The sequence below is a fragment of the Nocardia sp. NPDC004415 genome (assembly GCF_053602435.1).
The window spans coordinates 47716-70255 of record NZ_JBSGDP010000027.1; the positions used below are offsets into that span (position 1 = coordinate 47716).

General features: G+C 71.7%; 15 protein-coding genes. 9 read left to right on the forward strand and 6 right to left on the reverse strand.

Annotation, left to right across the window (positions count from 1 at the left end):
* Window positions 1-70: 70 nt before the first annotated feature.
* The 4 genes from lpqS (at window position 71) to ACWEMY_RS15250 (ending at window position 3513) form a co-directional block, all read left to right on the forward strand.
* Window positions 71-466 (forward strand): putative copper homeostasis (lipo)protein LpqS, encoded by a 396-nt coding sequence (gene lpqS, locus ACWEMY_RS15235; protein ID WP_452390509.1) that lies wholly within the window; start codon window positions 71-73, stop codon window positions 464-466.
* A 103-nt stretch (window positions 467-569) separates the two neighbouring features.
* Window positions 570-1655, forward strand: coding sequence for a PLP-dependent cysteine synthase family protein (locus ACWEMY_RS15240; RefSeq protein WP_452390510.1), 1086 nt, complete (start codon window positions 570-572; stop codon window positions 1653-1655).
* Complete coding sequence (locus ACWEMY_RS15245) at window positions 1652-2998, forward strand: MFS transporter (RefSeq protein ID WP_452390511.1); 1347 nt, start codon at window positions 1652-1654, stop codon at window positions 2996-2998. Before ACWEMY_RS15240 ends, ACWEMY_RS15245 begins: the two co-directional genes overlap by 4 nt.
* Window positions 2995-3513 carry a M15 family metallopeptidase gene (locus ACWEMY_RS15250; protein ID WP_452390512.1) on the forward strand — a complete coding sequence of 173 codons (519 nt, stop codon included), beginning with the start codon at window positions 2995-2997 and terminating at the stop codon, window positions 3511-3513. The genes ACWEMY_RS15245 and ACWEMY_RS15250 overlap by 4 nt, the downstream gene beginning before the upstream one ends.
* Here ACWEMY_RS15250 and ACWEMY_RS15255 read toward each other — a convergent pair.
* Window positions 3504-4646, reverse strand: coding sequence for an epoxide hydrolase family protein (locus ACWEMY_RS15255; RefSeq protein ID WP_452390513.1), 1143 nt, complete (start codon window positions 4644-4646; stop codon window positions 3504-3506). The two genes, ACWEMY_RS15250 and ACWEMY_RS15255, sit on opposite strands and share 10 nt — an antisense overlap.
* Before the next feature lie 93 nt (window positions 4647-4739).
* Between ACWEMY_RS15255 and ACWEMY_RS15260 the strand changes: the two genes are divergently transcribed.
* Window positions 4740-5711 (forward strand): helix-turn-helix transcriptional regulator, encoded by a 972-nt coding sequence (locus tag ACWEMY_RS15260; protein ID WP_452390514.1) that lies wholly within the window; start codon window positions 4740-4742, stop codon window positions 5709-5711.
* Window positions 5712-5850: 139 nt separating this feature from the next.
* Here the strand turns inward: ACWEMY_RS15260 and ACWEMY_RS15265 are convergent, their stop codons facing one another.
* The 4 genes from ACWEMY_RS15265 to ACWEMY_RS15280 form a co-directional block, all read right to left on the reverse strand.
* Window positions 5851-10236, reverse strand: coding sequence for an SbcC/MukB-like Walker B domain-containing protein (locus tag ACWEMY_RS15265; protein WP_452390515.1), 4386 nt, complete (start codon window positions 10234-10236; stop codon window positions 5851-5853).
* Between the two features lie 3 nt (window positions 10237-10239).
* The gene (locus ACWEMY_RS15270) at window positions 10240-11601 is read right to left on the reverse strand and encodes a TIGR02678 family protein (protein ID WP_452390516.1); all 1362 of its coding nucleotides are present in this window, start codon (window positions 11599-11601) and stop codon (window positions 10240-10242) included.
* A gap of 58 nt (window positions 11602-11659) precedes the next feature.
* A complete protein-coding gene (locus ACWEMY_RS15275; RefSeq protein WP_452390517.1) occupies window positions 11660-13216 on the reverse strand; it encodes a TIGR02677 family protein in 1557 nt (518 codons plus the stop codon).
* Window positions 13217-13290: 74 nt separating this feature from the next.
* A complete protein-coding gene (locus tag ACWEMY_RS15280) occupies window positions 13291-14430 on the reverse strand; it encodes an XRE family transcriptional regulator (protein ID WP_375928274.1) in 1140 nt (379 codons plus the stop codon).
* Between the two features lie 332 nt (window positions 14431-14762).
* Between ACWEMY_RS15280 and ACWEMY_RS15285 the strand changes: the two genes are divergently transcribed.
* Complete coding sequence (locus ACWEMY_RS15285; protein ID WP_278264512.1) at window positions 14763-15068, forward strand: hypothetical protein; 306 nt, start codon at window positions 14763-14765, stop codon at window positions 15066-15068.
* Window positions 15069-15167: 99 nt separating this feature from the next.
* Here the strand turns inward: ACWEMY_RS15285 and ACWEMY_RS15290 are convergent, their stop codons facing one another.
* The gene (locus ACWEMY_RS15290) at window positions 15168-16052 is read right to left on the reverse strand and encodes a PAC2 family protein (RefSeq protein WP_375928272.1); all 885 of its coding nucleotides are present in this window, start codon (window positions 16050-16052) and stop codon (window positions 15168-15170) included.
* Between the two features lie 139 nt (window positions 16053-16191).
* Between ACWEMY_RS15290 and metH the strand changes: the two genes are divergently transcribed.
* The 3 genes from metH (at window position 16192) to ACWEMY_RS15305 (ending at window position 22435) form a co-directional block, all read left to right on the forward strand.
* Complete coding sequence (gene metH / locus ACWEMY_RS15295; RefSeq protein WP_452390518.1) at window positions 16192-19788, forward strand: methionine synthase; 3597 nt, start codon at window positions 16192-16194, stop codon at window positions 19786-19788.
* A 107-nt stretch (window positions 19789-19895) separates the two neighbouring features.
* Window positions 19896-21686: a serine/threonine-protein kinase gene (locus ACWEMY_RS15300; RefSeq protein ID WP_452390519.1), complete on the forward strand. Its 1791-nt coding sequence runs from the start codon at window positions 19896-19898 to the stop codon at window positions 21684-21686.
* 77 nt (window positions 21687-21763) lie between these two features.
* Window positions 21764-22435 (forward strand): HAD family hydrolase, encoded by a 672-nt coding sequence (locus ACWEMY_RS15305; protein ID WP_375928266.1) that lies wholly within the window; start codon window positions 21764-21766, stop codon window positions 22433-22435.
* Window positions 22436-22540 lie beyond the last annotated feature (105 nt).

A 22540-nucleotide genomic window follows, 5' to 3' on the forward strand; every position in this document is an offset into this window, starting at 1 on the left:
ACTGACCTGCGTCTACGTCAAGCTGTAGTAGCTTGGTCGGCGACAAGCGACGGCGCGGGAAGGGAGTGTGGTGGGTACCTCTGCCGATGGTTCCCGTCGCGCGTTCGGTCTGCGGACCCTCCCGATCGCCGCGTTGCTGGTTCTCACCACGTTGTGCGCGCTGGTGATCGACTGCACCACCGTGCACCACGACGACCACCACGCGGGGGCCGTCGCCGTGGTCGCGGGCGTCGCCGATGTAGTGGTGCCCGATCACCCGTTGCTGCCGGACCACTGCCTCGCCGACGTCGCTGCGCCCGACAGCGCGCTCGTCCTGCCCGCCCTCGCCGCGCTCACCGCGGTGCTGCTCGTCCTCGTCGCCGCCCTGGGCCTGCCCGCGCTCGCCGGGCGCGGGCCCCCGCGCGTCACCCCGTGGTCGCGCCCCGGCCGCGACATCCTCATCCGTCACTGCCTCTGCCGACGCTGACCGGTCAGCGCCAGGCCTGTTCCCCATGGGGGCGGGCCGGTGTTCGCATGCCCGTGTTCGTTCGCGCCGCCGTGTCCGGCGGCCGACTCAGGAAGCGACAGACATGCAGGAATTCGTGCTCGACAGGACCGCTCGCGCCATCGCCGACCGGCCCCACGACCTCGTCGGCAATACCCCGGTGATGTGGGTGGGCGCACCGCTGGCCGGACCGGATCGGGGATTCTGGGCCAAGCTGGAAGGATTCAACCCCGGCGGGATGAAGGACCGCCCCGCCCTGCACATGGTGCGCCGCGCCGAGGAGCGCGGTGATCTGGTGCCCGGCGCGCGGATCGTCGAATCCAGCAGCGGCACCTTCGGTCTCGGTCTCGCGCTGGCGGGGCTGGTGCACGACCACCCGGTGACGGTGGTCACCGACCCTGGCCTGGAACCCATCGTGGACCGCATGCTCACCGCCTTCGGCGCGCGCGTCGAATGCGTCGAGCGGCCACATCCGGTGGGCGGCTGGCAACAGGCTCGCCGCGACCACGTGGCCGCCGCCCTCGCGGCCGATCCCACCGCCTGGTGCCCGGACCAGTACAGCAATCCCGACGCCCCCGACGGCTACGCGAGCCTGGCCCAGGAGCTGCTCGAGCAGCTCGGCCGGGTCGACGTGCTGGTGTGCGCGGTCGGCACCGGCGGCCACTCCGCCGGGGTCGCGGGGTACCTGCGCAGGCACCATCCCGCGCTGCGGCTGATCGGGGTCGACACGGTGGCCTCGACCATCTTCGGCCAGCCCGCGGGCCCGCGGCTGATGCGCGGGCTCGGCTCCAGCATCCGCCCGGTCAATGTCGACTACGGCGCGTTCGACGAGGTGCACTGGGTGGCCCCGGCCGAAGCCGTCTGGGCCTGCCGCACTTTGGCCGCCACGCACTACGCCACCGGCGGCTGGAGCGTGGGCGCGGTCGCCCTGGTCGCGGGCTGGGCCGCGCGCACCGCCGACCCGGACACCCGGATCGCCGCGGTGTTCCCCGACGGCCCGCACCGCTACTTCGACACCGTCTACAACGACGCCTACTGCCGCGAACACGACCTGCTCACCGGGCCGCCGCCGCGCGAACCCGCGGTCCTCGCGCATCCCGGGGAACGGACCGTGCGGTCCTGGACCCGCTGCCCGGTCGTCGTCGACCCGGCCGCGCCGGTGCTCGCATGACTGCGCTGCGGGCCTTCGCCGGGTTCGACGTGCCCGCCCGACTGCTGATGATCAACCAGTTCGGCATCAACCTGGGCTTCTACATGCTGATGCCGTACCTGGCCGGATACCTGGCGGGCCCGCTGGGCCTGGCGGCCTGGGCGGTCGGGCTGGTGCTGGGCGTGCGGAACTTCTCCCAGCAGGGCATGTTCCTGCTCGGCGGCACCCTGGCCGACCGGCTCGGTTACAAACCGCTCATCGTGGCGGGCTGTCTGCTGCGCACCGCCGGATTCGCCGCGCTGGTGGTCGCCTCGTCGCTGCCCATGCTGCTGATCGCCTCCGCCGCCACGGGTTTCGCCGGTGCACTGTTCAATCCGGCCGTGCGCGCCTATCTCGCCGCCGAGGCGGGGGAGCGGCGGGTGGAGGCTTTCGCGGTGTTCAACGTGTTCTATCAGGCGGGCATCCTGGCCGGACCGCTCGTCGGTATCGCCCTGCTGGGACTGGACTTCCGGTGGGTCGCGGCGGTGGCGGCGGCGGTGTTCGCGGTGCTCACTGTGGCGCAGCTGTGCGCGTTGCCACAGCGTCGCGGGGTGGCCACCGGCACCTCGGTGCTCGCCGACTGGCATGCCATCGCGGGCAATCGGCGCTTCCTCGCCTTCGCCGTCGCGATGGGCGGATCGTATGTGCTCTCGTTTCAGGTGTATCTGGCGCTGCCCCTGCACGCGGAGTTCCTCGCCGGGGCGAGCGGGGCGCAGGCGCTCACGGCCGCGGTGTTCGTGATCTCGGGCGTGGTCGCCATCGCCGGGCAATGGCGGATCACCGCCTGGTTCCGGCGGCGGTGGGGCACCGAGCGCGGATTGGTCGTCGGGCTCGGGGTGCTGGCGGCGGCCTTCGTGCCGCTGGCGCTGGTACCGGGACCTGACGGCGTCGGTCCGGTGGTCGCGGCGGGGGCTCTGCTGGTGTCGGCGGCGGTGCTCGCGCTGGGCACGGCGGCGGTGTTCCCGTTCGAGATGGACACCGTCGTCGCCATGGCCGACGGCAAGCTGGTCGCCACCCACTACGGCTTCTACAACACCGTGGTCGGCGTCGCCATCCTGGCTGGGAACCTGGCCACCGGCGCGGTCCTCGGCGCCGCGAGGGCGGCGGGCGCCGACCGGCTGGTCTGGTTGGGCATCCTGCTGATCGGCGTGCTCACCGCGGTCGCGGTCGGCCGCGCGCTGCGCCCCGACCAGGGACGTCACCGCCGGTCTTCGGCCCTGCCCGCCTACACCGCCGCCCCCGGACGCTGGCCGGTGCGCACCGGGTCCGGGGACGATCGGCCGCACTCCGCGAGCCGGGCGGAGGTCGATAGAATCCGCGCATGAGGACTGTGCCCGGCCGCGCGGCCGACCGGATACTGATGACGCTCACGGCCGCGGTGGTGCTCACCGCCGCGGCCGGGGGCCTCGCCCACGCCCACCCGACCGGGACCGACCAGCGCGCACAGTCCCAGTCCGCCGCGGGCACCGAGGGCCTCGACCCCGCCCTGGCGGCCGCCTACACCCTCGCCGAGCAGCAGGCCCACGCCGAGGGCGTCCCGCTGTCCATCACCTCCGGCTACCGCACCCCCGAACAGCAGGAACAACTGTGGCAGGACGGCCTGGCCACCTACGGCGACCCCGCCGAGGCCCGCCGCTGGGTCCTCCCGCCGGCCGAATCCACCCACGTCTCCGGCCACGCCATCGACGTCGGCCCCCAGACCGGCGCCTACTGGCTCGAGACCAACGGCAACCGCTGGGGCCTGTGCCGGACCTTCGACAACGAGTGGTGGCACTTCGAGCTGGTCACCGTGCCGGGCACCGCGTGCCCGCCCACGGTGCCCGACGCGAGTCAGCGCTGAGGCAGGCCGGCGAAGAAGGTTCTGATGTCGGCGACGTGGGCGGTGGGTTCCTCCATGGCCACGAAGTGGTTGCCGGGGTTGCCCTCGGGCCAGTGCGTGATCTTGTTGTCGCGCTCGGCGAGCTTGCGCATCAAGGGGGAGCCGCCGCCGTAGACGCCGGTCGGGACGAGGTTCTGGCCGATCGGCCAGCCGAAGCCGCCCTCGCGCAGGCCCTCGTACATCGGCCACGACGAGCTGCCGGTGGTCTGGGTGAACCAGTACAGCGCCGCGTTGGTGAGGATGTGGTCGCGGTCGATCACGTCCTCGGCCAGCTCCGCCATCGGCGTGAACTCCTGGAACTTCTGCATCATCCAGGCCAGCAGTGCCACCGGTGAATCGTTCCAGCCCAGCGCGAAGGTCTGCGGTGCCGCCTTCAGCAGCGCGTGATGGTCGACACCACCGGTCATCCACTGCTGCATCTCGGCCCACTGCGCCTGGTCCTCGGGCGACATCGACGGCACGTCGGCCTCGGTCGGCATGCCGATCCCGCCGTCGAGGTGCACGCCGATCACGTGCTCGGGCGCGGCCAGGGCCAGCTCCGGCGCGATGTAGGCGCCGAGATCGCCGCCCTGGGCGCCGTAGCGGTCGTAGCCGAGGCGGTCCATGAGGGTGGCCCACATGCGGGCCACCGTCGCCGTCGTCATTCCGGTCTCCGTCGGTGCGGCGGAGAAGGTGAAGCCGGGCACCGAGGGGATCACCACGTGGAAGGCGAGTGCGGGGTCCAGGCCGTGGGCGCGGGGATCGGTGAGTGGGCCGATGACACGGGTGAACTCGACGAACGAGTTCGGCCAGCCGTGGGTGAGCAGCAGCGGCACCGCGTCGGGTTCGGGCGAGCGGACGTGCAGGAAGTGCACGTCGAGTCCGTCGATCTCGGTCAGGAACTGCGGGAACGCGTTGAGTGCGGCTTCCTGCGCGCGCCAATCGAATTCGCCGGCCCAGTACCGCGCCAGCTCGCGCAGGTATGCCGTGGGCACGCCGCGCTCCCATCCGTCGCCCGGCAGTTGCGCGGCCCAGCGGGTCCGGGTGAGCCGGTCGGTCAGATCGTCGATGTCGGCCTGCGGGATGTCGATGCGGAACGGGCGAATGGTGCTCATGGGGTGGGTGCTCCTCGATCTCGTCGGTGTGATTCCGACTCTAGAAGTCATATAGGACAGTTCCGGTCCTAGTTGTGCGGAAGAATTCACACCATGACCGACACCGCCGCTCGTCTGCTCCGACTGCTGTCCCTGCTGCAGATGCCGCGCGAGTGGCCGGGCAGTGAACTGGCCGTGCGCTTGGGCGTCACCGATCGCACGGTGCGCCGCGATGTCGACCGGCTGCGCGAACTCGGGTATCCGGTGGTCGCGGCGATGGGCGCGACCGGGGGATACCGCCTCACCGCGGGCTCGGCACTACCGCCGCTGGTGCTCGACGAGGAGGAGGCCGTCGCGGTGGCCGTCGGACTGCGGGTGGCGACCGGCCAGGCCGTTGCCGGCATCGAGGACGCGTCGGTGCGCGCGCTGACCAAACTCGAACAGGTGCTGCCCGCCCCGCTGCGCCGGCGGGTGCGCACCGTCGGCTCGGCGGTCGCGGTGCGGGTGGGCGACGGACCCACCGTCGACCCGGAGGTCCTCACCGTTCTCGCCGCGGCGGTGACCAACCGCGAACGCCTGCGTTTCGGCTACCGGGACGCGGCGGGCACCGTCTCCCGCAGGCACGTGGAGCCGCGCGGCGTCGTCGCCTCGGGCCGGCGCTGGTATCTCGTGGCCTACGACCTGGACCGCGACGCGTGGCGCAGCTACCGCGCCGACCGCGTCGAGGACCCGCGGGCCACCGGCGCCCGTATCGCCGCCAGGGAACTACCCGCCGCCGATCCGGCGGACTACATCGCCGGTCGCCGCACCGATTGGGGCACCACGCAGTATCGGGCCGAGGTGTCCATCGACGCGCCGCTCGCGCGCGTCGCGGGCCGCCTCGGTGAGGAACCGGGCACGCTCGTCGCCGACAGTGCCACCACCTGCCGCCTCACCGGCACCCGCGACGACGACCCCGCCTGGCTCGCGGCCCGCCTGGCCACCCTCGGCGTCGCCTTCCGTCTCCACGACACTCCCGAGCTCGCCGCCCACCTCCGGGACATCGCGGCTCGCCTCACCGACGCCCTCACGCCGCCGCATCGGTGATCACCGGGCTCGCCCCGCCCGGGTCGCCGACGCGAGGCCCGGACAGATGACTACCGGACTCCCTCCGCCGGGGTACCGACCCGAGGCCCGGTCGGGACCGGTGCGGCGGTCGCGTTCGGCAGGCTCCGGCCGACAGGTGTCAGCCGACCCGCGCGGGTTCGCCCGGCATGCCCTCCAGGGTGAGCCCGCCCTCGATGGTGTTGGGGACACGGCGGCGGTTGGGCGAGCCCAAGGCCGTGGTCAGGTCGCCGCCGTCGTGTTCGGCGAGCAGTTCGCCGCTGTCCCAGACGAGCAGGGTCGCGCTGACGGTGTTCTCGGCGGTCGAGTGCGCGAGATCGTAGTGCGCGCAGCCGGGAACGTGCCCGTAGGTGATCCACAGGTCGTAACCGGTCATGAACAGGTCGAGATCGAATTGCACGCTCAGGCCGAGCAATTCGCTGCGGCCGTTGTCGTCGACACCGGCGAAGGCCTCGTCCAGCGCGAGCAGCCGGGGGGCCTGTGGGTCGGCGGAATCGAGCATGACGTGCGCGGCGGCGAACAGCGGCAGGTGCAGCGACACCGACTGCTCGCCGCCGGACAGGGCGCTGTGCCGGGCGACGGTGAGCTTGTCCTCGGTGCCGTCCCCGGAGATGAGCGTGAACGAGAAGACCCGCCAGGTGCGGTAATCGAGGGTGGCGGCGAGGATCTCGGGGTAGGAACGCTCCGGATGGGCGCTACGGGCCGCGCGGATCTCGGCGGCGAAATGCGCGCGCACCGCGCCGAGGTCGTCCTGGCTCAGCGCGGCGGTGTCGCGGTCGAGCAGCTTGCACATGGCCCGCGCCGCCTCCGACAGCCCGTCGGCGAGTACCCAGTGCACGCCGATGGTGTTTCCCGAGGACATCCGCCGCTGCTTCATCTCCGCCCCCATCCGGGAGATGAGTTCGCGTGCGTCGGTGGTGCGTTCGTGGATCTGCTGGGCCAGGCCGGTCAGCAGCGCGTCCTCCAGGATGCGGCGTTCGGCGTCGGTGAGCAGCAGTTCCTGGTCGCGGCGGGCGGCGTCGATGCGGGCGGCGAAATCGGCGAGGGCGGCCTGGCCGTTCTCGTCGTGCACGGCGACCACGGTGAGCCCGTCGGCGGCGTCCCAGTGCAGGCGGTAGTCGCGGCCCGAGGCGGTCAGCGCCGCGTCGAACTCCTGCAGCGCGGCGGTGACCGCGGAGCGGGTGGACTTGCGGCCCGCCTCGGTCGCGCGCACCGCGGTGGTGGCGGCATCGAGATCGGTGAAGAGCGCGGCCACCTCCTCGGGCAGGACGACCGGATCGGTCTGCGGGCCCGCGGCGACGATGCGGTACTGCAACTGCTCCGGGGTCAGCCAGGCGGCGTCACCGGCGGGCCAGCGGTGTTCGGTTCCCGCGCCGAGCAGCCCGAGCAGGTCGGGCCGGGCGTAGGGGGCCAGCGAGCGGACCTCGGCCAGCACCTCGCTGAGCGCGGTGGTGAGAGCCTCGTTGGCGGTGCGGTAGGCGGCTTCGGCGTCGCCGACCGCCTCGATCGCGGCATTGGCGGCCTTGCGCGCGGCCCGCTGCTCGGCCTTGGCCGCCTCGATGGCGGCGCGAGCGGCCTCGAGGTCGCGGTCGATATCGGCGGCGCTCGCGCCCAACGCATCACGCAGGGTCTCGAGTTTGCGCTGCTGCTCGGTGAATCCGAGCCGGGCGGCCTCGGCCTCCTCGGCGAACGCCTCCGCCAGCGCGCGGGCCTCGTCGTGGCGGTCGGCGCCCTCGCGTTCGCGTTCGCGCTCCCGCTCGTGTTCGGCGCGCAGCCGCAGCAGCCCGGTCCCGGTGTTCTCGAAATGCCGGATGGCGGCGGCCAATGCGTCCAGTTCGCGGGCCTCACGCGGGGTGCGATGGGCCTGCGCGGCGGCACGCACCTTCTTGTCCAGGGCGGTGACCTCGGCGACGGCCTGATCGAGCTCCCGCTCGGCCTGCGCGGCCGCCTCCACCCGCGAACGCATCAGACCGGCGGTCTCGGCGACGGCGCGCAGGGCGGCGGTCACCGCGACCGGGCGGGGGAGTGCCTTGACGGCCGTGGACAGCGCCGTCGATTCCGCTGTGGCGTCCGCTTCTTCGGACTTCGCCGCCTCGAACTCGGCGGCCGCGGCCTCGATGGCCACCTCGATCTCGGCCAGCCGCAGCTCCCGCCTGCGCGCCCGCGCGGTGGCGCCGAGGAACTCCGCCTCGGCCTTGCGATGGCGGCCGACGAGCACACCGGACCGGAACTCCCCAGCGGTGCCGATGACGATCTCCGGCACATCGGCCGTGGTCAGCGCCGTGAGTGCGGTGCTGTCGATCGCGGCCGCCGCGATGCCGGGTTCCGGTCGCGGCGATGTGGTCGCCTCGGGCGCGCCCACGGCCGACGCAGGTTCGCGCGCGCCGGAATCGCGCACCGCGATGGAGGCGAGCACGGCCGCGACGGTCTCTGCCGGAACAGTGAGTCCGGGCGAATCCTCTTCGACCACCAGGACATCGGCGAGGGTGCGGCCGGTCGGCCGTTGCTCGACGGGCAGCGGGAGCAGGAAGTGGTCGGATTCGACGTGGCCGGGCAGGTCGGGGCCGCAGATCCAGGCGTCGAGCAGGCCGCTGGATTGCAGGGCCGCTTCGATCGCGGCGGCGTCCGTGGCGGAGACCGTGTCGGCGAAACGGACGAGCCGCCACAGGGGCGCGCCCGGAAGGTCTTCGCGGACACCGGTTCTGGCGGGGTTCGGTGGGGGCGCGTCATCGTGCTGGGCGGCGATCTGGGTGCGCTCGGCACGCAGGGCGTCGCGACGGGCCGCCGCGGCGCTCGCGCGGGCGCGGGCCTCCTGGCGCCGCGTGCGGACCTGTTCCTGGAGCGGCTCGCAGTACTCGGCCAGAATCTCCGGTGCGGAAGGGCTTTCGTCACTTCCCGCGGCGGCGACGGCAGCGGTGAGCGCGGCGAACAGCGCGGTGGGGTCCGCGATCGCACCCGACAGCGCGGGGTCCTGGAAGCCGGCGTACAGGTCTCGCTCGGTGGCCGCGTCAGGGGTGAACACCTGCGCGTTGGCCTTCCACCACGATCGCAGCGAGGTGGCGGATTCGGTGCGGGCCAGGGCGACCGCGGCTTCGGCGTGTGCCACTTCGGCGGCCGCGGCCTCGCGCAATTCCACCGCGCGTTCGGCGAGGCGTTCGGCGCGGGTGCGTTCGGCGGCGGCGGTTTCCCACTTGCCCGCGGCCTTGCGGACCGCGCGGACATCGGCGTCGCGTTCCTCGGCGTGGCCGCGGACCGCGGCGGTGAAGTGGTCGCCCCGGTCGTCGGCCGGGGGAGTCCACTCGATACCCGCCTCCTCGGCGGCGGCGCGCACGGCGTCCTCCCCGCGGGCCAGGGCGGCCGCGGCGGTGCGGACGGACTCGGCCGCGCGCTCGGCTTCCTCGGCGCGGCGTTGCAGGGTCTGTCCGGCCTCGGCGGCCTTGTCGCGGTGCGCGGCGGCGGAGGTCTCCAGGCGGCGGACGGCGTCGGCGAGGTCGTCGAGTTGCTGTTTGCCCTCGTAGGCGCTGGAGCGCTGCAGGTTCTCCCGGTCGGCGATGGCCTGCTCGTAGGCGCGGTCGGCCTCCTCCGCGCGGGTCTCGGCCTCGGCGCGGTCACCGTCGCGGCGGGTGCGCAGGGCGGTGGCCGCGAAGACGGCGGTGGCGGCATCGGTGACCGCGTCGAGCCGGGTCCGCACCTGGTCCACATCGGTCTTGGCCTGCACCGCGAGGTATTTGCGGTAGACATCGACGAATGCGCGGGTGGCGGTGTCGGCCTGGACGAGCCCGTCGAGGGTGCGCCCGACCTCCTCCATATCGCTGAACGAGCGGGCCGCGTCGAGGATCAGCTGCTCGTCGAGCGGGCGCAGACCGTCGGTGAGCGCCTGCGAGAGGCCGCGCGGGTCGAGGTTCTTGGCCAGCTGTGGGCGGCGCAGCGTGAGGATCAGATTGATCAGCTGGTCGTAGCGCTGGACGCCGAGCCCGAACATGCGCGCATCGATCGCGGCGCGATACTCCACCGGCCGGTCGACGATGGCATCGCCGCCGATCTGTTCGGCGAGCTGCTTGCGGGTCAGCGGCCGGTCGTCGGGACCGATCAGCGAGAAGTCCACTCCCGCACGGCCGTCGGCCACGAAGTACCAGCGGGTCACCTTGTCCGAGGAGCGGGTGGCGCGCATGCCGATGCCGACGGTGACCACCTCGGGGTCGTCCCAGCCGCCGCGCGCGAACTCCATCCACACATACGAGTAGGCCGATTCCTGCTTGCGGTAGAGCAGATTCGACTTCATGGTGCGCTCTTCACCGGCGAACGGGTTGAGCCTGCGCGGTTCGATCCGGCCGTCCAGGACGAACGGGAACAGCACCTCGAGCGCCTTGGTCTTGCCCGAACCGTTCGGGCCGCGCAGCACCAGGCGGCCGTCGGCGAAACAGAACTCCTGGTCGCGGTAGTCCCAGAGATTGACGATGCCCGCGCGGGTCGGGACGAAACGTACTCCGCCGTGGATGAGCGACATGGCTCAGTTCCCTCCCACTCCGGTGCCGCCGGTGTCGGCGGCCGTGACGAACAATTCCTCGGTCTTGCGCACCCGCACGGTGACCACCGCACCCCGGTACCGGGCCAGCGCGGGCAGCACCAGCACTCCGTCCGGCACCGGCCGCACCAGGCGCAAGCGGGCGAGCAGGGCCAGCACCTCATCGGTCAGCGCGCCGGGGTCGGCCTGCCATTGCGCGGCGAAGGTGGCGCCGTAGCGGTCGGTCAGCGCGGTGACCGTGGACCGCACCCAGGTGTGCTCCAGGAACGGCAGGACGGCCGGTTCGCTGTCGTCGAGGTCTTCGTCGGTGTCGGAGTCGGGCTCTTCGGCCAGCGGGGCGAAGACGCCCGAGGCCGGGATGGCCGCGTCGAGCTGGGCGATCAGCGCGTCCTCGGCCGGATCGGGGGCGGGCAGGCGCGGCAGGGGATTGTCGAGATCCAGGACGGCGTCGGCGATCTCGCCGATCAGCAGCAATGCCACCTGGGCGAGGGTGCCGGTGCCGGGGAAGCGGGTGTCGGAGAGCCTGCCGGAGGTATCGATGAGCGCGACACCCTCGGCCCGGCGCTCGGCCCGCAGACCCGTGCAGTACTCCACCTCGCCGATCACCCGGTCCTGGCCCAGCAGCGCGCGTTCGGCGGGGGAGAGGTCCTCGAGATAGACCACCGGCCGTTCCACCAGCGCGCGCCGCACCCGGCGGGCCTGGTCGGCGGCGGTCTGCTCGGCCTCGTCGGCGAGCAGACCGCGCACACTGTGCAGGTGCTGCAGCGCGCGCGGTGGACGGAACAGCGCGAAGACGACGGGCCGGTCGATGTCGTAGAGCGCCTCACCCGCCTCCGGATCGGAAGCCCAGCCGCCCGCGTCACCGTCGGCCAGGGTCAGCGCGCCGCGCGCACCGAGCCAGCCGACCGCGTCGACGAAGGCGTCCCGATCGGCCGCCCGCTCGGTGGACAGCTCCAGCCCGTCGATCCGGCCCGCGTAGTCGGCCACCTGTTCGGCCAGTTCCGACAGCGTGATCTGGTCACCCGCGCGACCCAGCGCGGCCAGCGCCAGCGCGAGGTAGGCGTACCGGCGACGGTCGAACACCCGGTCGTTGACGCTGCGCGCCGGACGCGCGTCGTCGAGGCGGTCGTGCACGGGAAAGAGCCGGGCCGTGGTCTCGGTGACCTCGAGCCGGTACCCGAACAGGTCGGCCAGGTCCTCGCGCAGCTCGGTGGCCCAGCGCCGCACCAGCGGCAAGGCGATCCGGTCCGGATACACCCGGGTGATCAGGTGATTGGCCAACACCACCCGCGCGGCCCGCTGATAGCTGTCCAGCGCGAGCGCGTCGATCCGTCGTGGCTGCTTCATCGGCCCTCACCTCGCCGCTGGGTGGCGCCGATCCCGCGCGCGTGGCTCGTCGAACCGTTCATCGGGACCCACCCCGCTTCACCGTCGCCCGCACGTCGAGCCGGCGGTTGTTCAGGTGCAGCAGCCCGGCGGCGGTGCGGATCACCGTCGACCCGTCGCACGGACGCACCGTCAACGTGACGCCGTTGTCGGAGCCGGTGGTGCCCTCGACCCGGCCGCTCACCGGCACCCACGCCGTCGACGCCGCGTCCAGCAGCCGCAACAGCACCTCGGTCTCGCGCTGATCGAGCACCCGTTCGTGCACATTGCCCCCGGCCAGCGACGCCGCGGCCGCCGCCCGCTCCCGCTGCGCGGCCAGCTGCGCCTCGCGCAGCCGCCGGATGCCCGCGTCGTTGCGCGCGATCCGGGCCGGTGCGCCCGCGGCCGGGGCCCGGCCGGTCTCGGCGAGGGTGCGCGAGATCTCCAGCGGCGGTGCGTCCCACCAGGATCGGTGTGCCGGGATCAGCTCGGCATCGGGATGCTCGAGCGCGAAGTGCCGGGGCCTGCCCAGCCCGAACACCGCGTCGTAGAGCGCGTGCGCGCCGGCGGTGGTGGGGGTGTCGACGAACCAGGCGGCCAGATGCCGCAGCGCCGACTCCCGGCTGACACCCCCGCGCCGGGTCTCGGTGACCCGCCGCAACAGCGACAGCACCGCCGCGATCGCGCTCATGGTGGCCTCGCGCAACCGGTCGGCCTCACAGGTCTCGCCCGGCTCGCCCGCGGTGACGAACCAGGTGCGCAGCCCGTCCCAGCGTGCCCGCCAGTCCGCCTCGCGCTCGGCCGCGCTCACCAGCACCCGCTCGTCACAGCCGGCCGCCCGCCGGATCAGCTCCTCGACGCCGGTCTGTTCGACCTCGCCGATCGCCGCCGCCAGCCGCGGCGCGAACCGGGCCAGATCCATGCTGAACTCGCGCATATGCGCCAGCAGCGCGTCCTTGTGCGCCAGGAACGACTCCGGGGTGATCTCGGTGGTGCGCACCAGATCGCCCAGCGACAGGTAGAAATGCGCGGCCCGCGCCGCCATGTCGGTGAGAGCGGCGTCGAGCCTGCGCAGGGTGGTGTAGACGCGTTCGGCGTCGCCGTCGCGATTGGCGGCGGCCAGGGTGCGCAGGTCGGCGAGCAGTTCGGGCAGCACCAGCCGCGACAGCGAGGCGTCGTCCATCCGGGCCGCCAGCACCCCGGCCACCGCCCGGTAGGCCTGGAAACCGGCCTGGGCGAACTGGTAGACGTAGTGCCGGTTGCGGTACTCGGCCAGGGTGGCCGCCCTGGTGCCGTCGTAGCTGCGTTCGAGCACGCCCCAGCGGTGCAGCTGCTCGAGCAGCGGGCCGATCTCGGCCGAGGGCAGCGGCACCCCCGCCGGGGCGTCGCCGCGGCCGCCCGCCTCGGTGCGGGCGATCCAGTCGGCGACGTCGTCGGCGTGCAGCAACACCACGTAGGCGGCGCGGGCGCTGTCGAAGGCGCGCAGCACCCGCAGGTAGTCGGCGCGCTTCTCGGCGGTCGCGAACGAGAACAACCGCAGACGCTCGTCCCACAGGGCGGGGACGGCGCTGGGCAGGCCGTCGGCGGAGTCGGTCACCGTAGAGAGGGTAGTGGGGTCCGATCCGTGCTCCGTCCGACCGGTCCCGGATCGGCGCGCCCCCGCAGGCGCGCTCACCCGACGTTGAGTGAACGCAGCTGTTCGAGGAACGTCTGGGTGCGCGGGTCGCCCGGGAACCGCTCGATGATCTCGCGCGCGGCCTCCCCGGCGATCCAGGCCAGCGACGGCAGCGACTTGCGCCCCGGGCTGAAGGCCGCCACGCCCTCCTCGACGGCACGCTCGAGATCGCGGTCGCGCACCGCGACCACCGCCAGGGTCAGCCGCGCCTCCGAGACCCGCATCGGGTTGCGCACACTGCCGTCGGGCCGGGTCGAATCGCGGATCACCTGGTGCGCATAGCGTTCGGCGAGCCGGTCCTGGCCGGCCACCCGGCAGCAATCCATGGCGTAGAAGTCGAATTTCGTTGCGTCGATGACGAAATGATTGTCCAGGTCGGCCGGGTGACCCATCCGCGACAGGATCGCCCTGCCCTCGTCGAGCGCGGTCTGCACCGCTCGCCGGTCGCCCAGCCGGGCCCAGCCCTTGGCGCGCTGCGCGGCCAGCTGCACGCCGACACTCATCGCGGTGGTGCCGGGCATCGCCTTCTCCGAGACCTCGATGGCGCCGCGAAAGTTGCCCTGGGTCAGCGCGAACCACGCCGACATCTCCGCCGCCCAGCCCACGATCTCGGGATTTCCGGCCTCCCGGCCCAGCGACTCCGCGGCCCGGCGGGTGGCCTCGGCACCGCCGCGACGGCCCAGGTCGTAGTCGACGCAACCGACCAGCAACGCCACCCACCCTGCCAGAACGAGGATTTCGCGGTGCTGGCCCAGGGTGAGCCTGCCGTCGAGCAGCGAGGTGATCCGGCGCAGCCAGGCGGTACCCTCGGCGTGCAGCGCGTACGGTTCGGCGTAGGCGTATTCACAGCAGAGCCGTTCGGCGGTGATCCGCACCGCGTCCAGGGTCGCGCTGTTGACATCGGACATCCGGAGCCTGCCGATGAACTCCAGAGTGTCCATACCCGTTGCCGATAACAGCTCGTCATCACGGTTGGGCCGGGCCTTGGGGAAGAACGCCGCCGTGACGGTGTCGAACGCGGCCGCGATGATCGGCGCGTAGAACTCGTCGGGGCGCGATTCCCCGGATTCCCAGCGGCGCCAGTTGCGCAGCAGAGTACTGTCCGTTGGCAGGTTGTGGGAGGACTTGGCACGCATCGCGCGGACGGCATCGGCTTGCGACCACCCCCTCGCGTCACGTTCCGAGCGCATCCGGACAGCCCAGACGGGTCGATCATCAGTTGCGGTCACGGCGGTAGTATCCCACCAGTTAACGTTCGGCGTCCCGAATAGGGCATGTAGATGTCATCGGTTTGACATCTGCTGCCGCGGGCCACGATTGCGCATGCTGGTAGCAGGTGCTCGGCCCGAGACCGGACGCCCGCTCCGCAGGAGAGCTTGCGGGGCAACGCAGTACCCCCGCGCGGCGCACGGCGCGGCGCGGGGGGATCCGACAACAGAACAGCGATCCCTATCCAACGGAGGTTCGGGTGGAAGCGTTGATCTATGGATACTTGCGTGACGATCTGGCCGAGGGCCAGGGCGATCAATTGGAGGATGCGCTACGTAGCCTCGCGCGTACCGCGGGAATGTGTTTCGCCGCCACGTTCCACGAATCGACCGCGGGTGACGGCGCCGCGTTCGCCGAACTCACCCAGGAACTCAAGCGCGCCGACGCGCACCACGTGGTGGTGCCGTCCCTGGATCACCTTGCCGGCCAGACGATTCCCCGTGACCTGCTGATCGCCAAGCTGGCACACGAGGCGGCCGCCCAAGTGCTCACCCTGGAGGTGTGACCATGTCCGGTTCCGCAGGATCCGAACCACCACATCGGTGAGTGGGCCGTTCCCGCCGCACGGCCGGGCGCCTCGCGCGCCCGGCGGCGGCCCGGGGACTCACAACCCGAAACTGCCCGGTCCGCGTCTGCGCAGGTACTTCTCGAACTCCGCGGCGATGGCGTCACCGTCGATCTTGGACATCGTCTCGTTGAGATCGAGCGCGGCGTCGCCGCGCTCCTCGAGCGAGCGCACGTACTCGTTGATCTCCTCGTCGCCGACGGTCATCTCGTTGACCGCGGCCTCCCACTCCTCGGCCTGGGTGGGCAGCTCACCGAGCGGCACCTCGATGTCGAGCACCTCCTCGACGCGGTGCAGCAGCGCGATCGTGGCCTTCGGGTTCGGCGGCTGCGACACGTAGTGCGGGACCGCCGCCCAGAACGACACCGCGGGCACCCCGGCCTTCACGCACTGGTCCTGCAGCACCCCGGTGATCCCGGTCGGGCCCTCGTAGCGGGTCTGCTCGAGGCTGAAGCGCTCGGCGGCCTCGGGACTGTAGGCCGACCCGGTCACCGGCACGGGACGGGTGTGCGGGGTGTCGGCCAGCAGGGCGCCCAGGATGACCACCGTCTCCACACCCAGCTGCTCGATGAACTCCAGCAGGTCGTTGCAGAAACTGCGCCACCGCATATTGGGCTCGATCCCGCGCAGCAGCACGACGTCGCGCTCGCTGCCGGGCGGTGAGCACACCGACAGCATGGTCGAGGGCCACTGGATCTCCCTGGTCACCCCGTCCACCTGACGTACCGTCGGCCGGTTCACCTGGTAGTCGTAGTAGTCCTCGGAATCGAGTTCGGCCAGCGGCTCCGCGTCCCAGAGCAACTCGAGATGCTCGACCGCGCCACTGGCGGCGTCACCGGCGTCGTTCCAGCCCTCGAAGGCCGCAACCAGCACGGGATTGCGCAACGTCGGCAGTTCCGTCTCGGGGGTTTCACTGGCATCCACCCGGTCAGCCTAGTGTCTCGGGCGAATTGTTTTGCGGTGACCGGCGCTGTTGCGTGTTTCGGCGCGCGGCTGTGGCCGGGGCCACTCGATTCACCCGCAGTGGTCTCGGGCGTCGGTGCCGACCATTAGTCTTGGATACATGTCTGCGTCCTTGCCCACCGGGTTCGATACCACGCTCCTCGACACGCTGCGGCGGCGTGTCGTCATCGGCGACGGTGCGATGGGCACGATGTTGCAGGCCGCGGATCTCACGCTCGACGATTTCCGCGGCCTCGAGGGATGCAACGAGATCCTCAACGACACCCGTCCCGACGTGCTCGCCGACATCCACCGCGCCTACTTCGCGGCCGGTGCCGACGCCGTGGAGACCAACACCTTCGGCTGCAACCTACCCAACCTCGCCGACTACGACATCGCCGACCGCATCCGCGACCTGTCCGAGCGCGGCACCCGCATCGCCCGCGACGTGGCCGACGAGATGGGCCCCAGTGCCGACGGCACCCCGCGCTACGTCCTTGGCTCGATGGGCCCGGGCACCAAGCTGCCGACGCTGGGCCACGCGCCCTACGTCGCACTGCGCGACGCCTACACCGAGGCCGCCCTCGGCATGCTCGACGGCGGTGCCGACGCGATCCTGGTGGAGACCTGCCAGGACCTGCTGCAGGTCAAGGCCGCGATCACCGGCAGCCGCCGGGCCATGATCGCGGCGGGCCGCCGCATCCCGATCATCACCCACGTCACCGTGGAGACCACCGGCACCATGCTGGTCGGCTCGGAGATCGGCGCGGCGCTGACCGCGCTCGAGCCGCTGGGTATCGACATGATCGGCCTGAACTGCGCGACCGGTCCCGACGAGATGAGCGAGCACCTGCGGCATCTGTCGCGGCACGCGCAGATCCCGGTGTCGGTGATGCCCAACGCCGGTCTGCCGGTGCTCGGCGCCAACGGCGCGGAATACCCCTTGACGCCCGAGGAGCTCGCGGTCGCCCTGAGCGGTTTCGTCTCCGAGTTCGGCCTCGGGCTCGTGGGCGGCTGCTGCGGCACCACCCCCGAGCACATCCGCCAGGTCGCCGAGGCGGTGCGCGGGGTCGAGACCACGCTGCCCGCGATCGACCAGCGCCGCGCGCCCGAGCACGAACCGGCCGTGTCCAGCATGTACACGGCGGTGCCGTTCGAGCAGGACGCCTCGATCCTGATGATCGGCGAGCGCACGAACGCCAACGGCTCCAAGGCTTTCCGCGACGCCATGCTGGCCGAGGACTGGCAGCGCTGCCTCGAGATCGCCAAGGACCAGACCCGCGACGGCGCGCACATGCTCGACCTGTGCGTGGACTACGTCGGCCGCGACGGCACCCGGGACATGAACGAGCTCGCCTCGCGCCTGGCCACCGCCTCGACCCTGCCGATCATGCTCGACTCCACCGAACCGCCCGTGCTGCTGGCAGGGCTGCAGCACCTGGGCGGCCGCTGCGCGGTGAACTCGGTGAACTACGAGGACGGCGCAGGCCCGGATTCGCGGTTCCAGCAGATCATGCGCCTGGTCTCCGAGCACGGGGCCGCGGTGGTCGCGCTCACCATCGACGAGGAGGGCCAGGCCCGCACCGCCGAGACCAAGGTGGCCATCGCCGAACGGCTCATCGAGGACATCACCGGCAACTGGGGCCTGCGCGAATCCGACATCATCGTCGACACGCTGACCTTCACCCTCGGCACCGGCCAGGAGGAGTCGCGCAAGGACGGCGAGGAGACCATCAACGCCATCCGCGAGCTCAAGCGCCGCCATCCGCAGGTGCAGACCACGCTGGGTCTGTCCAATATCTCCTTCGGCCTGAACCCGGCCGCGCGCCAGGTGCTGAACTCGGTGTTCATGCACGAATGCGTGGAGGCCGGACTGGATTCGGCGATCGTGCACGCCTCGAAGATCCTGCCGATGAGCCGGATCCCCGACGAGCAGCGCGAGACCGCGCTGGATCTGATCTACGACCGCCGCACCGAGGACTACGACCCGCTGCAGAAGCTGATGGCCCTGTTCGAGGGTGTCTCGGCGGCCTCGTCGAAGGCCTCGCGGGCCGAGGAACTGGCGGCGCTGCCGCTGTTCGAGCGGTTGGAGCGGCGCATCGTCGACGGTGAGCGCAACGGGCTGGACGTCGATCTGGACGAGGCGATGCAGTCGGTGCCGCCGTTGCAGATCATCAACGAGACGCTGCTGTCGGGCATGAAGACCGTCGGTGAGCTGTTCGGCTCGGGCCAGATGCAGTTGCCGTTCGTGCTGCAGTCGGCCGAGGTGATGAAAACCGCTGTCGCGCATCTGGAACCGCACATGGAGGCCACCGACGACTCGGGCAAGGGCCGGATCGTGCTGGCCACGGTCAAGGGCGACGTGCACGACATCGGCAAGAACCTGGTCGACATCATCCTGTCCAACAACGGCTACGAGGTGGTCAACCTCGGCATCAAGCAGCCGATCGCGACCATCCTCGACGCCGCCCAGGACAAGAAGGCCGACGTGATCGGCATGTCCGGGCTGCTGGTGAAGTCGACGGTGGTGATGAAGGAGAACCTCGAGGAGCTCAACACCAAGGGCGTGGCCGAACAGTTCCCGGTGCTGCTCGGCGGCGCCGCGCTGACCCGCTCCTACGTGGAGAACGACCTGACCGCGGTCTACGACGGCGAGGTGCACTACGCCCGCGACGCCTTCGAGGGCCTGCGGCTGATGGACGAGATCATGACCGTCAAGCGCGGCGGTGGCCTCGATCCCGACAGCCCGGAGGCCATCGAGGCCAAGCAGAAGGCCGCCGAGCGCAAGGCCCGCCACGAACGGTCCAAGCGGATCGCCGCCGAGCGCAAGGCCGCCGAGGTGCCGATCGAGGTGCCCGAGCGCTCGGATGTGGCCGCGGATCTGCCGGTGCCGACCCCGCCGTTCTGGGGCACACGCGTGGTGAAGGGTCTTCCGCTGCAGGAGTATTCGGGCCTGCTCGACGAGCGCGCGCTGTTCCTGGGCCAGTGGGGGCTGCGCGGGCAGCGCAAGGGCGACGGGCCGACCTACGAGGAGCTGGTGGAGTCCGAGGGCCGTCCGCGGCTGCGCGCGTGGCTGGACCGTTTGGCCACCGAGGGCGTGCTCCAGCACGCGGCGGTCGTCTACGGCTACTTCCCGGCGGTCTCCGAGGGCGACGATGTGATCGTGCTCACCGAGCCGGAACCCGATGCGCCGCAACGGTATCGGTTCACCTTCCCGCGTCAGCAGCGCGACCGGTTCCTGTGCATCGCCGACTTCATCCGCTCCCGCGAGAAGGCGCGTGAGACCGGGCAGGTCGACGTGCTGCCGTTCCAGCTGGTCACCATGGGTCAGCCGATCGCCGACTTCGCCAACGCGCTGTTCGCCGGGGACAACTACCGCGACTACCTCGAGGTGCACGGCATCGGCGTGCAGCTCACCGAGGCGCTGGCCGAGTACTGGCACCGCCGGGTGCGTGAGGAACTGACCCTGGACGGGCAGTCGGTCGCCGACGACGATCCGGCCGACATCCAGGACTACTTCAAGCTGGGTTACCGCGGCGCGCGCTACTCCTTCGGCTACGGCGCCTGCCCGGAGCTCGAGGACCGCGCCAAGCTGGTCGACCTGCTCGAAGCGGGCCGGGTCGGGGTCACGCTGTCGGAGGAACTGCAGCTGCATCCGGAGCAGTCCACCGACGCGTTCGTGCTGCTGCACCCGGAGGCCAAGTACTTCAACGCCTGAGTCACCGCGCAGGCAAAGCACTTCAGCACGTAGGATTTTCACAAAGTTTCATCCCGCTGTGGCGCGGAGGGCTGGACGACTCGGCGAAATCGCATGGAGGGGCGCACATGACATCGGATCGGTTGATCGCGGGACGCTATCGACTCACCGACCCGATCGGCACCGGTGCGATGGGTGTGGTGTGGCGCGCCACCGATGTCCGGCTGCGCCGCACCGTCGCGGTGAAACAGCTCCTGCTCGCCCCGGGCCTGACCGGCTCGCAGGCGCTGGAGGCCAAGCTGCGCGCCATGCGCGAGGGCCGCATCGCCGCGCGCCTGCACCACCCCAACGCCATCACCGTCTTCGACGTCGCCGAAGAGGACGGCCAGCCGTGGCTGGTGATGGAGTACATGAACGCCCCCAGCCTCGCGGTGAAGCTGGCCGGTGGCGCGACCCTGCCGCCCATCGAGGTCGCAGGCATCGGTGCCCAGGCCGCCGCGGCGCTCTCGGCCGCCCACGACGCCGGGATCATGCACCGTGACGTGAAACCGGCCAATCTGCTCGTCGGGGACAACGGCACCGTCAAGATCACCGACTTCGGCATCTCGCACGCCACCGGTGACGTCACCGTCACCGCCACCGGCTTCCTCGCCGGTACCCCCGCCTACCTGGCCCCCGAGATCGCCCGCGGCGACAACCCGAAGGCCGCCGCCGACGTGTTCGCCCTGGGCTCCACGCTCTACGCCGCCGTCGAGGGCGCGCCGCCGTTCGGCGAGGGCGACAACCCCCTGGCCGTGCTGCACGCGGTCGCGCGCGGGGTGGTCCCGGAACCGAAGCAGGCCGGTCCGCTCGGCCCGGTGCTGATGTGGCTGCTCACCGCGTCCGCCGAGGACCGCCCGAGCATGGCGCAGGCCCGCACCGCGCTCGAAGACGTGGCGGCGGGCCGGGTTCCGGTGCTGCCCGGTGCCCCGGCGACGAAGGTGCTGCCGGTCGGCGAGGCGGCCACCACCCTGCTGCCGCGCCCCGGTGCGACCGCCGGGGCGGCCAGGGCCGGACTGCTCGGCAGCGGCCTGGCCCTGGCCAAGTCGGCCCGCTCGGCCATCAGTGGCCGGGTCGCCGCGGTGCAGAGCCCGATCGGGCAGGCCGCCGCGGGCGATCCCGGACTGCTGCGTCCACAGGACGCCGCCCCCGGCGCCGCCGCACCGGCCTCCCCGCTCGCCACCGGGTCCGGCCGCCCACCCGCCTTCCCGGCACCGCCCGCCCGCACCGACTCGGCGAACAACAATCGCGCGGTCCTGCTGCTGGCCGCGGCGGTCGCCGCCTTCACCGTCATGCTCGTTGTCCTGGTGGTCACCCGCGACCGCGGCGGTGACCAGGGCACGCAGGCCCAGAACCCGCCCTCGCCGATCACCGTGACGACCATGGTCGACGGCCGGGTCGACACCGTGGTCATCGTCCCCGAACAGGAGACGATCACGGTCCCGGCCACCACCGCCCCGGGCGCGTCCAGTACACCGGGAGCCTCCAGCAGCGCGCCGTCCACGTCGGGCGCGCCCGGCTCCACCTCCTCGCGCCCGTCGAGCACCACCATCACCACGACTCCGTTCGGCCCGCCGACCCCGGAGCGGATCGGCCAGTTCATCGCCGGGTACTACGGCATGCTGCCGGGCAATATCGGCGGCGCCTGGGCCCAGCTGGCACCGGCCTACCAGGCCCAGACCGGCGGCTACGGCGACTACTCCTCGTTCTGGTCGACGGTGCGCTCGGTCAGTGTCGGTTCGATCACTCCCAGCGGCCAGAACAAGGCGGTCGTCTCGCTGACCTACCACCTCGCCAACGGCACGGTGACCTCGGAGAACCGGTGGATCCAGGTCACCGGCGACGCGGGCCACCTGCAGATCACCGGGTCCGGCGTCTGATCCGCACCGGCTACCCTGGACCCGGCCCGGCGATCGCCGACGGCCACCGGCGACGAGAACGAGGCGGGACCACCGAAGTGAGCGCGCGACCGGCCGCGGTGCTGTGGGACATGGACGGCACGCTGCTCGACTCGGAGAAGCTGTGGGACATCGCGGTGCGCGAACTCGCCCGCGAACACGGCACCGAGCTGACCGACACCGTGCGCCACGCGCTGATCGGCGCCTCCGGCCCGAACGCGCTGCGCATCCTGTTCGACGGTATCGGCGTCGCGATCACCCCCGCGGTGCTCGCCGCGGCGGGGGATTTCCTGGAACGGCGGGTCACCGAGCTGATGCTCGGCCCCATCCCGTGGCGGCCCGGCGCCAAGGACGCGCTGGCGATGGTGCGCGCGGCGGGCCTGCGCTGCGCCCTGGTGACCAACACCAAACGCTCGCTCACCGAGTACGGCCTCGACACCCTCGGCCGCGACTTCTTCGACCTGTCGGTCTGCGGTGACGAGGTCGAACACGGCAAGCCCGACCCGGCGATCTACCGCCGCGCCGCCGAACTGCTCGGTGTCGACCCGGCCGACTGCGTCGCGATCGAGGACTCGCCGACCGGTGCGCTGGCGGCCCAGGGCGCCGGCTGTGGCCTGATCGTGATTCCCTGCGAAATCGCTGTTCCCGAGCTTCCCGGGCGGGTGTTCCGGGAAACTCTGGTGGGTTTGTCGGTCGCCGATCTGGGTGCCGCACTCGCCGCGCGGGTATGAAGATCACGTTCTAAAAATGTTGTCGCACAGCACAATTCGCAATATTGTGAGCTGCCCGGAATAGGCCGGATTTGGCGAAACCGGCGGCGCGAGCCGGGAAGTTAC